Origin of the sequence: Tritonibacter mobilis (genome assembly GCF_001681715.1) — a bacterium.
Classification (GTDB): Bacteria; Pseudomonadota; Alphaproteobacteria; order Rhodobacterales; family Rhodobacteraceae; genus Epibacterium; species Epibacterium mobile.
This window is the reverse complement of record NZ_LNWY01000006.1, coordinates 310020-323680: the sequence shown is the minus strand read 5'-3', so window position 1 is coordinate 323680 and position 13661 is coordinate 310020. Positions and strand designations below refer to the sequence as shown.

Annotated in this window: 14 protein-coding genes; 8 read left to right on the top strand and 6 right to left on the bottom strand. The window is 57.5% G+C overall.

Going from position 1 to position 13661, the window contains the following annotated elements; translation table 11 throughout:
* Nucleotides 1-63 precede the first annotated feature (63 nt).
* On the top strand, nucleotides 64-1746 hold the full coding sequence (locus tag UB90_RS08365; RefSeq protein ID WP_065324459.1) for an adenylate/guanylate cyclase domain-containing protein: 1683 nt from the start codon (nucleotides 64-66) through the stop codon (nucleotides 1744-1746).
* Between the two features lie 208 nt (nucleotides 1747-1954).
* Nucleotides 1955-3673, top strand: a complete 1719-nt coding sequence (locus UB90_RS08360; RefSeq protein WP_065320814.1) for a bifunctional sulfate adenylyltransferase/adenylylsulfate kinase — start codon at nucleotides 1955-1957, stop codon at nucleotides 3671-3673.
* A gap of 97 nt (nucleotides 3674-3770) precedes the next feature.
* Here the strand turns inward: UB90_RS08360 and UB90_RS08355 are convergent, their stop codons facing one another.
* A complete protein-coding gene (locus UB90_RS08355) occupies nucleotides 3771-3995 on the bottom strand; it encodes a YdcH family protein (protein ID WP_009178884.1) in 225 nt (74 codons plus the stop codon).
* A gap of 195 nt (nucleotides 3996-4190) precedes the next feature.
* Here UB90_RS08355 and UB90_RS08350 point away from each other — a divergent pair, with 195 nt between their 5' ends.
* The 4 genes from UB90_RS08350 (at nucleotide 4191) to UB90_RS08335 (ending at nucleotide 7200) form a co-directional block, all read left to right on the top strand.
* Nucleotides 4191-4604 carry an Hsp20 family protein gene (locus UB90_RS08350; RefSeq protein ID WP_005616528.1) on the top strand — a complete coding sequence of 138 codons (414 nt, stop codon included), beginning with the start codon at nucleotides 4191-4193 and terminating at the stop codon, nucleotides 4602-4604.
* 3 nt (nucleotides 4605-4607) lie between these two features.
* A complete protein-coding gene (locus tag UB90_RS08345) occupies nucleotides 4608-4832 on the top strand; it encodes a DUF1150 family protein (RefSeq protein WP_005616529.1) in 225 nt (74 codons plus the stop codon).
* Nucleotides 4833-5090: 258 nt separating this feature from the next.
* Nucleotides 5091-6575: an inorganic phosphate transporter gene (locus tag UB90_RS08340; RefSeq protein ID WP_065324458.1), complete on the top strand. Its 1485-nt coding sequence runs from the start codon at nucleotides 5091-5093 to the stop codon at nucleotides 6573-6575.
* A gap of 109 nt (nucleotides 6576-6684) precedes the next feature.
* Nucleotides 6685-7200: a DUF6653 family protein gene (locus UB90_RS08335; RefSeq protein ID WP_065324457.1), complete on the top strand. Its 516-nt coding sequence runs from the start codon at nucleotides 6685-6687 to the stop codon at nucleotides 7198-7200.
* Here the strand turns inward: UB90_RS08335 and UB90_RS23055 are convergent.
* Both UB90_RS23055 and UB90_RS08325 read right to left on the bottom strand, forming a co-directional pair.
* The gene (locus UB90_RS23055) at nucleotides 7197-7595 is read right to left on the bottom strand and encodes a GFA family protein (protein WP_065324456.1); all 399 of its coding nucleotides are present in this window, start codon (nucleotides 7593-7595) and stop codon (nucleotides 7197-7199) included. The genes UB90_RS08335 and UB90_RS23055 overlap by 4 nt on opposite strands.
* A gap of 224 nt (nucleotides 7596-7819) precedes the next feature.
* Nucleotides 7820-8710 (bottom strand): PhzF family phenazine biosynthesis protein, encoded by an 891-nt coding sequence (locus UB90_RS08325; protein ID WP_065324455.1) that lies wholly within the window; start codon nucleotides 8708-8710, stop codon nucleotides 7820-7822.
* A 273-nt stretch (nucleotides 8711-8983) separates the two neighbouring features.
* Between UB90_RS08325 and purE the strand changes: the two genes are divergently transcribed.
* Both purE and UB90_RS08315 read left to right on the top strand, forming a co-directional pair.
* A complete protein-coding gene (gene purE / locus UB90_RS08320; protein ID WP_065324454.1) occupies nucleotides 8984-9472 on the top strand; it encodes a 5-(carboxyamino)imidazole ribonucleotide mutase in 489 nt (162 codons plus the stop codon).
* Complete coding sequence (locus UB90_RS08315; protein WP_065324453.1) at nucleotides 9465-10562, top strand: 5-(carboxyamino)imidazole ribonucleotide synthase; 1098 nt, start codon at nucleotides 9465-9467, stop codon at nucleotides 10560-10562. Before purE ends, UB90_RS08315 begins: the two co-directional genes overlap by 8 nt.
* Nucleotides 10563-10745: 183 nt before the next feature.
* Here the strand turns inward: UB90_RS08315 and UB90_RS08310 are convergent, their stop codons facing one another.
* From UB90_RS08310 to UB90_RS08300, 3 genes are all read right to left on the bottom strand, one after another.
* A complete protein-coding gene (locus tag UB90_RS08310) occupies nucleotides 10746-11903 on the bottom strand; it encodes an alpha-D-ribose 1-methylphosphonate 5-triphosphate diphosphatase (RefSeq protein WP_065324452.1) in 1158 nt (385 codons plus the stop codon).
* Nucleotides 11904-11906: 3 nt separating this feature from the next.
* Entirely contained in the window at nucleotides 11907-12689 is a 783-nt protein-coding gene (locus UB90_RS08305; protein WP_227512056.1) for an esterase/lipase family protein, read from the bottom strand.
* Between the two features lie 63 nt (nucleotides 12690-12752).
* A complete protein-coding gene (locus tag UB90_RS08300) occupies nucleotides 12753-13616 on the bottom strand; it encodes a DMT family transporter (protein WP_065324450.1) in 864 nt (287 codons plus the stop codon).
* Between the last annotated feature and the right edge of the window lie 45 nt (nucleotides 13617-13661).

Below are 13661 nucleotides of genomic sequence, written 5' to 3'. Positions count from 1 at the left end.
GGAGGGTTTTACCTTTAGATGGCAGATAACGGCACTGAAACGCGGACGTGAGGCATATCAAGCGTGACACAAGCACTTTGGCAGGGAAACTGGGTCCACCGCAGCCGGCTTATCTCCGGCCTTGTGCTGTTCACCTTTGCCTTCTTTCACTTCTTGAATGTCGCGGCGGGCCTCGTTTCGCCCGATTTGATGGAAGCAGTGCAAGAGGTTCGCGAACCCATTAGCAAAAGCCCCCCCGGTCAAGTGCTCCTTTACGGGTCTCTCTTGGTACATGCGGGTCTAGCGCTTTGGCAGGTTGCGATGCGGCGCACTTTGCGGATGGCCTTCACACAGTGGCTGCAATTGCTCCTCGGTGTGCTGATCCCACTGCAACTGATCCAGCATATCGTACACACCAATTACGCGGCCCGAGTTCAGGGGTATGAGGACGAAATGTCCTCCGTTGTGTTGATGCTGTGGTCCGGCCCCGAAGCCTTACATCAGTATCTGCTGCTGCTGGCGGTATGGATACATGGATGCATTGGTATCCATATGTGGCTGCGCCTGACCCGTTGGTGGGGGCCACTGGTTCCCTACATGATCGGTATTGCGGTTCTTATGCCCACCCTTGCGCTTGCCGGGCTGGTGACCGAAGGGCGACGAATGTGGGGATTTTTTGCAGAACAGGGCTTCGCCCAACAGATCATGGAGGATTACAACTGGCCTGATACGGCTGGGTTTGCACATCTGGCAACGGTCACCAATATCGGCGTTTGCATCTTTTTCTCCCTGTTGTTTGTGGCATTGGCAACCTTTGGCTTGAGACGCCTCATCCGCCGCACGCGTTCCGTGCGTATCACCTATGAGAACGGTCCAGAAATTGTCGCGGACAGAGGGCTGACGCTCTTGGAAATGTCCCAAATGAAGGGCATCCCCCACCCTTCCCTTTGCGGCGGCAAAGGACGTTGCACGACATGTCGAGTGATGGTGCTGGCAGGCGGCGATGAGCTTCCGCCTCCAAATGCGGCAGAGGCGCGCAGTCTGGCTGCGATCAAAGCGCCCGACAATATGCGCCTTGCCTGCCAGATCAAACCAAACGCGGCAATGACGGTAAAGCGTCTCTACACCCCCAAGGGGCGCCGCCAGATACATGCCACACAGGGCGAGGAGAAAACCATCGCGGTCTTGTTCCTCGACATTCGCGGCTTTACCGCGCGATCTGCGGATTTGTTGCCGTATGATGTTGTTTTCCTTTTGAACCGGTTCTTTGACGCAATCGTCCCAGAGGTCACCAAAGCCGGGGGCGCGGTCGATAAATACATGGGCGATGGGTTATTGGCCTTGTTCGAAACAGATGACACCGCGAGCTCAGCACAGGCCGCTTTGACCGCCACCGCAAATATCGGCGCGTCATTGGCTCGGTTTAACCGGCTGTTGGTCTCTGAGGGCGAAGACCCCATTCGCATCGGTATGGGACTGCACACGGGAACCGTTGTTCTGGGAGAGATCGGCGCAGCAGGGCATGCCCCCCGTACATTGATCGGTGCAACAGTAAATGCCGCCAGCCGTCTTGAGGCAAAAACCAAGGAGCTTGGGGTCGAACTTCTGGTCTCGCGGGATGTATTTGAGGCCGCCAGTTTGTCGCAATCAGAAGCAGAGTATCAGCAGTTTCAACTGAGAGGGGTTGAGAAAGCTGTAAGAGCACTGCCGCTTGAACGCGCATCTCACCTTCAGACAATCATTCTAGGTTCAAATTCACACAGCTGAATGAGTAGCTTTGATCGGCGTATTGCAGTGCCCCGCGAATGCTGTTCTAAATCCCAACCCATTTCCATAACCACCGGCCCAAACACGACAGAATAGGCCCATATTTTCCTTTTTTTCCTGCACCGCTAGACATTCGTCACGCTCAACGAGTATTGCCCAAACCCAGCGCTGCCATTGCGAGAGCGACGCAAGACGAGAGAGATTTCTTATGCCCATGTCGAGTAATCTGGCTCCAATCCCGGAGCTTTATGTATCTTATGATTCCGCACAAAAGCTAAAAGTCGAAGCGGCGGAACTGACCAGCCACGACCTCACCCCGCGCCAGATTTGCGACCTAGAACTTTTGATGAATGGCGGTTTCAACCCGCTCAAGGGCTTCCTCTCCGAAGAGGATTACAATGGCGTTGTAGAAAACATGCGCCTTGCGGATGGCCAATTGTGGCCGATGCCAATTACCTTGGACGTATCCGAAGATTTTGCAGCCTCCATCGAGATCGGTCAGGATATCGCCCTTCGTGATCAGGAAGGCGTAATCCTCGGCACCATGACCGTTACCGACCGTTGGGAGCCTAACAAATCCCGCGAGGCCGAGATGGTTTTTGGCGCGGATGATGACGCGCACCCGGCAGTGAACTATCTTCACAACACCGCAGGAAAAATCTACCTCGGTGGCCCCGTGACCGGCATCCAGCAGCCGGTGCACTATGATTTCCGCGCTCGCCGCGACACCCCGAACGAGCTGCGCGCTTATTTCCGCAAACTGGGCTGGCGCAAGGTTGTGGCCTTCCAGACCCGCAACCCGCTGCACCGCGCCCACCAGGAACTGACCTTCCGCGCAGCGCGCGAAGCGCAGGCCAACCTGCTGATCCATCCGGTGGTCGGCATGACCAAACCGGGCGATGTGGATCACTTCACCCGCGTGCGCTGCTATGAGGCCGTGCTGGACAAATATCCGGCGGCCACCACCTCCATGAGCCTGCTGAACCTGGCAATGCGTATGGCGGGCCCGCGCGAGGCCGTGTGGCATGGGATCATCCGCAAGAACCACGGCTGCACCCATTTCATCGTGGGTCGCGACCATGCAGGCCCCGGCAAAAACTCCGCCGGTGAAGATTTCTATGGCCCTTATGATGCACAGGATCTGTTCCGTGCCCATCAGGAAGAAATCGGCATCGAAATGGTCGACTTCAAACACATGGTCTATGTGCAGGAACGCGCCCAGTACGAGCCCAACGACGAGATTGAGGACAAGGACAACGTCACGATCCTCAACATCTCCGGCACCGAGCTGCGTCGCCGCCTGTCTGAGGGTCTGGAAATCCCTGAGTGGTTCTCCTTCCCCGAGGTTGTGGCAGAACTGCGCAAGACCAAGCCACCACGCGCGCAGCAGGGCTTCACCGTTTTCTTCACCGGCTTCTCAGGGTCCGGCAAGTCCACCATCGCAAACGCTTTGATGGTCAAGCTGATGGAGATGGGCGGCCGCCCGGTGACGCTTCTGGATGGTGATATCGTGCGGAAAAACCTCAGCTCCGAGCTGGGCTTTTCCAAAGAACACCGCGATCTCAACATCAAGCGTATCGGCTATGTGGCGTCTGAGATCACTAAAAACGGCGGTATCGCCATCTGTGCGCCGATCGCCCCCTATGCGGCCACCCGTCGCCATGTGCGGGAAGAGATCGAGCAATTCGGTGCCTTCGTTGAGGTCCATGTCGCCACCTCCATCGAGGAATGTGAGCGCCGCGACCGCAAGGGTCTGTATAAGCTCGCGCGTGAAGGCAAAATCAAGGAATTCACCGGGATCTCTGACCCCTATGACGTGCCGCAGAACCCCGAGTTGAGCGTCGAGACCGAGAATGTCGAGGTCGACAACTGCGCCCATCAGGTACTTTTGAAGCTCGAAAGCATGGGGTTGATCAACGGAAACTGATCACTCACCCTTTATGACCAGCGGCCCGCCATTTTGTGCGGGCCGTTTTTTGTTGCCCGCGCATGTTTGCAACTATGTTGGAACAGCGAGGTCGCAGTCAGGCAATAATATCAGGCAGCAGCCGGTCTTCGATCAGCGAGATTTTGTCCTTCAGCACCAGCTTTTGCTTTTTCAGACGCCGAATCGTCAGCGCATCCGCCGTGCCCTTCTCTTCGAGCGCCTGAATCGCCTCGTCGAGATCGCGATGTTCCCTACGGAACACCTCCAGCTCTACCCGGAGGACATCTTCGTTGGCCATTGCCAGATCAGACCGCTTGTTCATTTGCGACTCTTGTTAAGGACAGTGAAACAGTACGCATATTAGGCTTCCTCAGATCGCAGCGCTAGGGGCGACTGTGGAGGGAAAGGTGAACCCGGGACTTGTGAAACGGCAGATACATCCCATATCCTATAACATAGCGGTTGCCAGATTGGGACCGCAAGAAACCGTCGCTTTCGAATTAAGGACGAGAAAACAGTGTCGAAACTTACCTTGGGCTCATACCCGCATATGCTGGGCTTCGAGCAACTGGAACGCCTGCTGGAGCGTTCTGCCAAATCCGGCAATGAAGGCTACCCTCCCTATAATATCGAACAGACCTCCGATCATTCGTATCGTATCACGCTCGCTGTGGCGGGTTTTGCGGAAGAGGATCTGGCGATTACGGTCGAGGACCGGCAACTCGTGATTCGTGGCCGTCAGCGTGACGACTCGGACGGGCGCATCTTCTTGCACCGCGGCATCGCCGCGCGTCAGTTCCAGCGCATGTTCGTATTGGCCGATGGAGTCGAAGTTGGCGAAGCCGTGATGGAAAACGGTCTGCTCCATGTGGATCTGACCCGCTCGCGTCCCGAAACCGTTGTGCAAACCATCAATATCAAAAAGGGGTAAATCATGCAGACACCTGTAGAAATGGCTCAGGTTGGCGGGCGCACCGTCTACGTCAAGACTGTCGCAGTTGCCGATCTGCCCAAAGATGTGCAGGCCTCTGTGCCGGGGCGTACGCAGCTATATGCGGTACATGATGAGGCGGGCGAACAACTCGCGCTCGTTGCGGATCGCAAGATGGCCTTTGTACTGGCCCGTCAACACGACTACGCGCCGGTCGCTGTTCACTGACATCCAGTTTATAAATTTCGCAGCGCCCCGGCGTTGCCACGCCCCCGCACCTCCCTGAGGCTGCGGGGGTTTTATTTTGCGCTGCACCAATGGGTTCCGCCATGCACTGAGGCTACATGGCACCAGCCCCAGCCATTGGTGTGGCGGTTCTCAATGTGAAAAACACCGGTCACACAAGACTTCGACCCGGCATATGCGTTGCCCGGCTGTTACAAAACCGTTACAGACACGGCGCGCAAAAACGAATGGAGAGGACGGGTGTCCCAAAACGACCTAGAGCCGCGTCACCTTGAAACCCTGGACCGCGACCTTGATCGTCTGTCCTCGCTGGAACAGGCAACGGCCTATGTGGGGCGATCCAACGTCGGGCTCGGGATCGCCTTTGTGTTTATCCTGATCGTCGCCGCCGCGACTGGGCTAATGCTGGGCGATGCCAACAACACGGTGATCGTCGTGATCGCCGCCGCTTTTGGGGCCTATATGGCGCTCAATATCGGGGCGAATGATGTTGCCAACAATATGGGGCCTGCGGTGGGCGCCAATGCGATGTCGATGGGCTTTGCCATCGTTGTCGCCGCCATTTTTGAAAGCGCGGGCGCATTGATTGCAGGTGGTGATGTGGTTTCTACCATCGCCAAAGGTATCATCTCGCCCGAGACCATGGCCACCTCCTCCATGTTCATCGCCGCCATGCTTGCCGCTCTTTTGGCTTCGGCACTTTGGGTGAATTTGGCCACATGGATCGGCGCGCCAGTGTCGACCACCCACGCGGTTGTGGGCGGAGTGATGGGCGCAGGCATCGCAGCTGCGGGGTTTGCTGCTGTGAACTGGGCCAAGATGGGTGCGATTGCGGCCAGTTGGGTCATCTCCCCACTGCTGGGCGGTCTGATCGCAGCCGCATTCCTGTGGTTCATCAAGTCGCGCATCATCTACCGTGAGGATAAGATCGCGGCCGCCCGGACTTGGGTTCCCGTTCTGGTGGGCATCATGGGCGGCGCGTTTGCGTCCTATCTCGCGGTGAAAGGTCTCAAGAAGCTGATCAAAATCGACCTGTCGCAGGCGCTTATGATTGGCGTGGCAGTCGCCATCTTAATTTGGCTGGTTATGATCCCTATCATCCGAAAACAGTCTCAAGGTCTTGAGAACCGGAATAAATCTCTGAAGATCCTGTTCTCGATTCCGCTGATCGTCTCTGCCGCCCTGTTGAGCTTTGCGCATGGTGCAAACGACGTGGCCAATGCGGTCGGCCCCCTGGCGGCCATCGTGCAGGCATCGACTTCGGGTGACTTCACTCATGCCGTTTCGATTCCCTTCTGGGTCATGATCATCGGGGCTTTTGGGATTTCCTTTGGATTGTTCCTGTTCGGGCCCAAGCTGATCCGTATGGTTGGCAGTCAGATCACCAAGCTAAACCCCATGCGTGCCTATTGCGTTGCCCTTTCGGCAGCGATTACGGTGATTGTGGCAAGCTGGCTCGGCCTGCCGGTAAGCTCCACGCATATCGCGATTGGTGGCGTCTTTGGTGTGGGCTTCTTCCGCGAATGGGACACTGAGCGCCGCATGCGGAAAACCAAAACCATCACACCTGATGCGCCCCGGATCGGCGCGGATGAGCGCCGCCGCCGCAAACTGGTGCGCCGTTCGCATTTCATGACCATCATTGCGGCTTGGGTGATCACAGTTCCCGCTGCCGCGACACTGTCTGGTGTGTTGTTCATCCTGATCAACCGCATGGTCGGCTAGGCACGGCCAACACTTGCTAAAATTCTTAAACGACCCGCCCAACCGGCGGGTCGTTTTGTTTTCAGGTGATGCCCGCTAGTATTCCAGGGACGAGAAGGAGCACGTGAACATGCCCAAACAGGATGTTTTTCACCGCACCGAAGCTGCAATGGGCATGACGCCACAAGTTTGGGTCCGCCATAGCAACCCATGGAGCGGGTGGAGCCGTCTGACCGTGCTGCCGCTTTTTGCCTTAGCGGTCTGGAGTCGCATATGGCTGGGCTGGGGGGCACTGGGTCCTATCCTGTTGGTTCTTGTCTGGACATGGCTCAACCCGCGCATTTTTGCCACGCCCAAGCGCACCGACAATTGGATGTCGCGTGGTGTGCTCGGTGAACAGATCTGGCTGCGTCAGAAGGATGCGCCCGAATTGCAGCACCATCGCCCTGTTGTGCGAATGCTTACGTTTATCAGCGGCGCTGGAGGACTGATCTATCTTCTGGGTCTGATCCTGCTCTCACCCGGCCTGACATTCACAGGGCTTGCAGCGGCGATGCTCGGCAAACTCTGGATGCTGGATCGGATGGTCTGGATATCTGAGGATGCAGCACGATGTAAGATAGACCACCCCAGCCAGCCAGATTAGGACATCTCCGGGTGCCCTTCAAACTGTTCGGCAGTGTCACAAATTTCGTACCACGAAGGTTTCTCTGAAACGAATTCATGGAACCGGTTACGGATATCGAGATCGGTATCGAGTGTTTGAGCCGAAATTGGAAAGCTGTCTTCGTTTGACAGAATCTCTCCAAGAGATGTTCCGCAGGTTTTGCAAAAACACCGCGTGTATTTATACGGCGTTTCCGGTTCATAGAGTGCGATATTATCCCGCCCTTGTCGCCATGTCAGACTATCACGGCGAATAAAGACCATTACGTTTGCACCCAGCTTTCGACAACGCGTGCAATGGCACGTCCCCATCATGGATGGCGGCGCATTCAGAGTGAACTTTACCACTCCACAACAACAACTTCCTTCGATCATATGGCATCTCCCTGTCGCTGGCCAATACGTGACCAGATGATAGGAACATAACATGAACATTTAGAGCCTGCCAAGTTTCGTAATGGCGTGTTTAAGATATTTCGCTTCGGTCTGAGACCGAAGCGACCAGCGCGGCACGCGCCCTGCGGGCGCGTGCCGCGCTCAACCCAACTGAGAGGCAGGACCGCATAGGAGCAGATCAACCAGACGACTATGCCATATCCCTAATCCAGCGGCGCTTCCGGCAGGTCTACTGAGCCGCGCATCAAGACAAACCCTTTTCCTCCTACACGGATACCATCTGGCGCATCGGGACGCCCTACAAGTGATACATGCGCCTGACCAGGCCGCCCCATCAGATGCCCCTGCTCGGCAATAAAGCTTGGCTTTGTCATCAAGCCGTGACGCCAAAGATACGCGGCCATCGCGCCAGTGGCTGAGCCCGTGAAGGGGTCCTCAGGTGGGCTTGGCGGCAGCATCAGCAAGCGCGAGAATGTATCGCCAATGCGCGTAAACCCCTCGAGCGTCACCAGAAACGGTTCCATCACATCTTGGCCATCCGCGCCCAGAGCCTCGCCCAATGGCGCTATCGCTGCTGCATTCAGACGCGCCGCCCTCAGGCTGTCTTGATCCTTCAGTACCGTAATGCAGAACGGGAGACCGGTTGACACCAGTTGCGGCTGACCGAGGATTGCTGCCTCAGGTAAATTGATAGCTGCCGCCACCAGTTCAAGGTCCGGACATGGGCCGAAGTGCGGGGCAACCTGCTGCATCACGATTTGATCACCGTCCAGTTCAACAGGCACAATTCCTGCAGCTGTCTCCAGCGTGATCCGCTGCCCCGAGATCAGCCCGCGATCCCGCATCGCTGCAACCGTGGCAATGGTAGGATGTCCTGCAAACGGGATCTCCCGGCTCGCGAGGAAATACCGCACTTTGACATCTGCGATGTCCGAGGGGCCGGTAAACGTACATTCAACCAGCGAGGTTTCCCGCACATAAGCGCAGGCAACCTCCTCGGGGAGATGAGCCCCGCCATGCACCACCGCACAGCCGTTGCCACCAAAGGGGCGGTCCGTAAAGGCATCGACCCAGTCAAATTGAAATTCTGGCATCTTTTGCGTCCCGAGATAGTGATTTTCGACAGGCAAACACCCATGCCCGCAAAGCTCAAGCTGTAGCGCTGTGCCGATACAATTGAGACGGCACGCAGCGAACAAAGAGATATGCGCGACCCGCCGGGCGGGCCGCACCAACGCACAACAGATAAACCCCGGCACCGTTTGGCGGAGGGTTCTTCGCAACCGCAGCAAATCTCGCGCCGCAACGCATTGCCATTTTGGTCATTTTCGCTAAGGTGCGCGCTCCTTCCACTGTAGAGGCGAGATATGGCCGACATCAAAGTAGGGATCATCATGGGGAGCCAGTCCGACTGGCCCACGATGAAGGAAGCAGCCAACATCCTTGACGAGTTGGGCGTGGCCTATGAGACGCGCATCGTCTCGGCCCACCGCACGCCGGATCGGCTGTGGGACTACGGTAAGACCGCGGCCGATCGCGGCCTGCATGTTATTATTGCGGGCGCAGGTGGTGCGGCGCATTTGCCCGGCATGATGGCGTCCAAGACCCGCGTACCTGTGGTGGGGGTACCGGTGCAAACCCGTGCTCTCTCCGGTGTGGATAGTCTTTACTCCATCGTCCAGATGCCAAAGGGTTTTCCGGTTGCAACCATGGCGATCGGTGCCGCCGGTGCCGCCAATGCAGGACTGATGGCAGCTGGCATTCTCGCCACAGGCGATCCAGAACTAGCAGCCCGCCTTGATACGTGGCGCGATGCCCTTGCCGCATCTATCCCCGAGGAGCCAACCGATGACTGATCTCGACCAAATCCTCGAACCCGGTGCCGTTATTGGCATCCTTGGCGGTGGCCAGCTTGGTCGAATGCTGTCTGTTGCAGCCTCACGGCTCGGCTTTACCACCCATATTTTTGAACCTACTGCCAATCCGCCTGCCGGCCACGTGGCTGACAAGGTGACCACTGCAGACTACGAGGACGAAGCTGCGCTGCGGGCCTTTGCCGAAACGGTAGATGTGATCACCTATGAGTTTGAAAATATCCCCACCTCGGCTCTCGATATCCTTGAGGATCTGAAACCGATCCGCCCAGGTCGCGAGGCGCTCCGGGTGTCGCAAGATCGCCTGACAGAAAAAATGTTTCTTCAAGATCTGGGCCTTGCGACGGCTCCCTTTGCTGAGGTCAATGACGCTGCCAGCTTGGATGCCGCACTCGAGCAGGTTGGCACGCCTTCGATCCTGAAAACCCGTCGCTTTGGCTATGACGGCAAGGGTCAGATGCGCATTATGCACCCCGAAGAAGCCCCTGAGGCACTGGCCGCGATGCAGGGTGCTCCGGCGGTGCTTGAGGGGTTCGTGCCCTTCAGCCATGAGGTGTCGGTCATTGCCGCACGCAGCCTCAACGGCAAAGTGGCCTGCTATGATCCCGGTGAGAATGTTCACCTCGAAGGGATCCTCAGCACCACGACTGTTCCTGCGAACCTTACGACCGGTCAAAGTATGGACGCGGTTCTCATGGCAGGTAAAATCCTGAACGCGCTGGATTATGTCGGCGTTCTGGGGGTCGAGATTTTCGTTACAGGCCATGGGCTGGTGGTCAATGAGATCGCCCCCCGGGTCCATAACTCCGGTCATTGGACTCAAGAAGGCTGCACTATCGACCAGTTTGAACAGCATATTCGGGCAGTCACCGGCTGGACCATCGGCAATGGTGCGCGTTACGCCGATGTCGTGATGGAGAATTTGATCGGTGAAGACGTCGAACGCATTGCCGACCTCGCACGCGACCCGGATTGTGCGATCCACCTCTATGGTAAGGCCGAGGCCAAACCCGGCCGCAAGATGGGACATGTCAACCGTGTAATCCACACTGAAGGTCGCGACGGATACTGACGAGCGCCCTAGTCATTTGGCCATATGGCCGAATGACTGCGCCGCAAGGAGGGCTCGTAAGGGCCTGACGCGCGGCGCGCCCCTGCCCGCCGCAGGCGCATGTGGTGCAGGTCGGAGCTGGGGGCGCTGCCCCCAAACCCCCGAGATATTTATGAAAAGATGAAAGCCTATTGGGATGCGCTCTCAGGCCAGGAAACGTGCTGCAATCGCTCCATTCATGTAGCTCACACGTCCGCCCGAGAGGGTTGCTGCGACCTGATCCTGCGCATCAAGGATCACCAGATCGGCGCGCTTGCTTTCTTCCAGTATCCCGCGATCCCTGAGACCGAGCACCCGGGCCGGACCAGAAGACACAAGCCCCCAAGCGCGTTCCAGAGGCAAAAGCCCCGACTTTTCCAACATCAGCGTAGCACGGCGCGGGCTTGGATAGTGGTAGTCTGACGCGAGTGCATCACACAGCCCCATGGTGATCAGATCCAATGCGGAGGCATTGCCTTTGTGACTGCCTCCACGCACCACATTGGGTGAGCCGAGGATAATGTGATCCCCCGCAGCCCGCGCCGCTTCGGCGGCCTCAGCGGTCTCGGGAAACTCTGAAATCCGTGCGCCCCGCTCGCGCCAATTTGCCCGATCACCCGCAGTGTGATCATCATGGCTCCCGATCCGGACGCCCTTGTCGTTAAGTACCTTACAAAGCGCATCCAGAGCGGCAGGCACGTCATCTTTGCCGGCATGCAGGTCCAGCAGCATTTGAAAGTGCTTTTCCGGGTTGCGCCCGGCCTTCAGCGCCTGACCGGTCAGGCGTGGGGGCTTTTTTCCCTCTGCAAGCCGATCATGCGGCAGGTGATCATTGAACACCACATAGGGCACACCCCATTTTGAAATCTGCTCCGGTAGATCCGCATAGGCATCAAGCAGGTGGATCTCAAACCGCAATTGCGGAATGAGATCAGTGACCAAATGCTCACGCACTTCGGCAATTCCGGCAAAAACCTCTGCGGCAAACTCTGGTCCGCGCAAGCCCCCTTCCCAAGAGTAGAACTGCGCAAGCACACCTGTGGTGATGCCATTGGCGGCAAGCTCGGCCTCAGTCGCGCGGATGCCCTCAGCCATCTGCTTCATTGCGCCGCGACGCGGAGCCACGTGGCGCTCAAAACCGTCACCATGTAGGTCGATAATACCGGGCAGGATGCGATAACCGCTGAGATCAATTTCTCTGGCCTCACGGACATCTTGCAGGACACCATCTGCAAGACCTATTGCCCCGCCGCGCTCTAAACCATCTGTGCGCAGCACATCCGCGCCCACCAACCGCAGCGCAACCGTTCCTTGTCCACTCATGTCCTAGTCCAACCCGTTGAGGCCACCATCCCAATCGCGACCCAATACCCCATCGAGCCAGCCAAGCGAAGGCTCAAAACTCCCGGTCTCGATAAACTGCACCACCTGTGCAATCACACGCGGGTTGTTCATCAGATAAGTATGGGTCACCGGCAGGACCAACTGGCTTTTCATCCCATCAACCGCTGTGCTTGCAACCGACACTTTGCCATCGTCCGGTCCGGGGATCAGCGCAGAGAAAACAGGGTTCAACGACTGATTGCCCGCGATCACGCCAACCGGATAATCCACTGGCGGCAAGCGTTTCGGCAGGCTGTTTGGGCCAGTTCCCAGCTCTCGCCCTGCGGGCCCGTGTATCAGATCAAAAACCGCCCAATCGCCCATCTCGTCGACCAGTTCGCTACCCTGATTGGGAGGCGCAAGCATCACTACACGACCAAGTGTCACAGGCCGGGTATGAGACAGCCAGTAACGCACCAGAATACCGCCCATCGAATGGGTGACCAGATTGACCGGTTCTTGTGTACAGGCATCAAAGGCGCGCGGCAGCACCGCATCCGCAAGGCGTTCAACCGTGTATTCCGTCGAAGGATAACCCGGTCGCACAACCTCATAGCCTCGGGCCACAAGGGCTTCTTCCATCAACAGAAAAGAGGTTTCAGTGCGCGCCAGCCCATGCAACAGGATCACGCATCCTTTCTGCGCCTCCACATCACTGATTTCGGGTATATGCGATTGTAGAGGTGCCTCTTGTGCGCAAAGCGGCGAGGCAAGACTGAGAAGCATAAAAGCAAGGCATTGTCTGATCATTCACAGCACATAGGCACTCTCATATGATCAGGAAAGCCCCTACCCTTCTGGAACCCTCCTGCGTGGGCGTGCAGGACACAGGATCACCGCTGCAATCCCCCCTAGCACAGCAGCCGTGCCCAACAGCAATCGGGTACCCACGGGTTCGCCAAGGATCACCGCGCCTGCAAAAATGGCAATGACAGGCACACTCAATTGGACGGTGGCAGCCACAGGGGCGGGTATCTGGGGCAAGACCCGGTACCACAGAGCGTACCCCAGCCCCGACGTCACCGCACCAGAGATCACCGCGAGCAAACATCCAAAAGCCGTGACCACAGCGCCGCCATTCATGAACCAGACCACGGGCAGGATCATTCCAGTCGCAAGAAGGAAATTCACAGCACTGGAGGCAAGCGGCGTTGTCGTTCCTCGTCCGACCAGACTGTAAATGCCCCAACCAAGCCCCCCTGCCGCCATCAACAGGACAGCCCAAAGCGGTGCGGCGGCTTCTCCGCCCGGCCACACCACATACGCAAGCCCCGCAAGTGCGACACAGGCACCAAACATTTGCGCGGCAGACACCGGCTCACGCTGAACAAGGCTCCAGCCAAACATCGAAACCTGCACAACACCAAACAGCACCAAAGCGCCAAGCCCCGCATCCAGCGCGACATAAGCCACTGAGAAACCAACCATATAAAGAGTGAGCGAAGCACCTCCGGCCATTGATCGTCGCCAACCGTCGGTCGGGCGTTGTCCCTGCACGAGACACAAGGCCCAGAGCGTCACCGCCCCGGACGCCAATCGCAACAGCCCAAAACCAGTGGCGTCCATATGCCCCGGTCCAATCGCCCATCGTCCCAGAATGGAATTCGCCGCAAAGGCGATCATAACGAGTGTTGTGAGGGCGATCAGCCGCATGGATATGTCCAACGCAATAGTTTCACAGACCTTCAAGAGGCCTCG

Coding starts and splice junctions, on each gene's coding strand:
- UB90_RS08360 (WP_065320814.1), top strand. CDS start 1,955: ATGCCCATGTCGAGTAATCTGGCTCCAATCCCGGAGCTTTATGTATCT.
- UB90_RS08355 (WP_009178884.1), bottom strand. CDS start 3,995: ATGAACAAGCGGTCTGATCTGGCAATGGCCAACGAAGATGTCCTCCGG.
- UB90_RS08345 (WP_005616529.1), top strand. CDS start 4,608: ATGCAGACACCTGTAGAAATGGCTCAGGTTGGCGGGCGCACCGTCTAC.
- UB90_RS08335 (WP_065324457.1), top strand. CDS start 6,685: ATGCCCAAACAGGATGTTTTTCACCGCACCGAAGCTGCAATGGGCATG.
- UB90_RS23055 (WP_065324456.1), bottom strand. CDS start 7,595: ATGATCGAAGGAAGTTGTTGTTGTGGAGTGGTAAAGTTCACTCTGAAT.
- UB90_RS08325 (WP_065324455.1), bottom strand. CDS start 8,710: ATGCCAGAATTTCAATTTGACTGGGTCGATGCCTTTACGGACCGCCCC.
- purE (WP_065324454.1), top strand. CDS start 8,984: ATGGCCGACATCAAAGTAGGGATCATCATGGGGAGCCAGTCCGACTGG.
- UB90_RS08315 (WP_065324453.1), top strand. CDS start 9,465: ATGACTGATCTCGACCAAATCCTCGAACCCGGTGCCGTTATTGGCATC.
- UB90_RS08310 (WP_065324452.1), bottom strand. CDS start 11,903: ATGAGTGGACAAGGAACGGTTGCGCTGCGGTTGGTGGGCGCGGATGTG.
- UB90_RS08305 (WP_227512056.1), bottom strand. CDS start 12,689: ATGCTTCTCAGTCTTGCCTCGCCGCTTTGCGCACAAGAGGCACCTCTA.
- UB90_RS08300 (WP_065324450.1), bottom strand. CDS start 13,616: ATGCGGCTGATCGCCCTCACAACACTCGTTATGATCGCCTTTGCGGCG.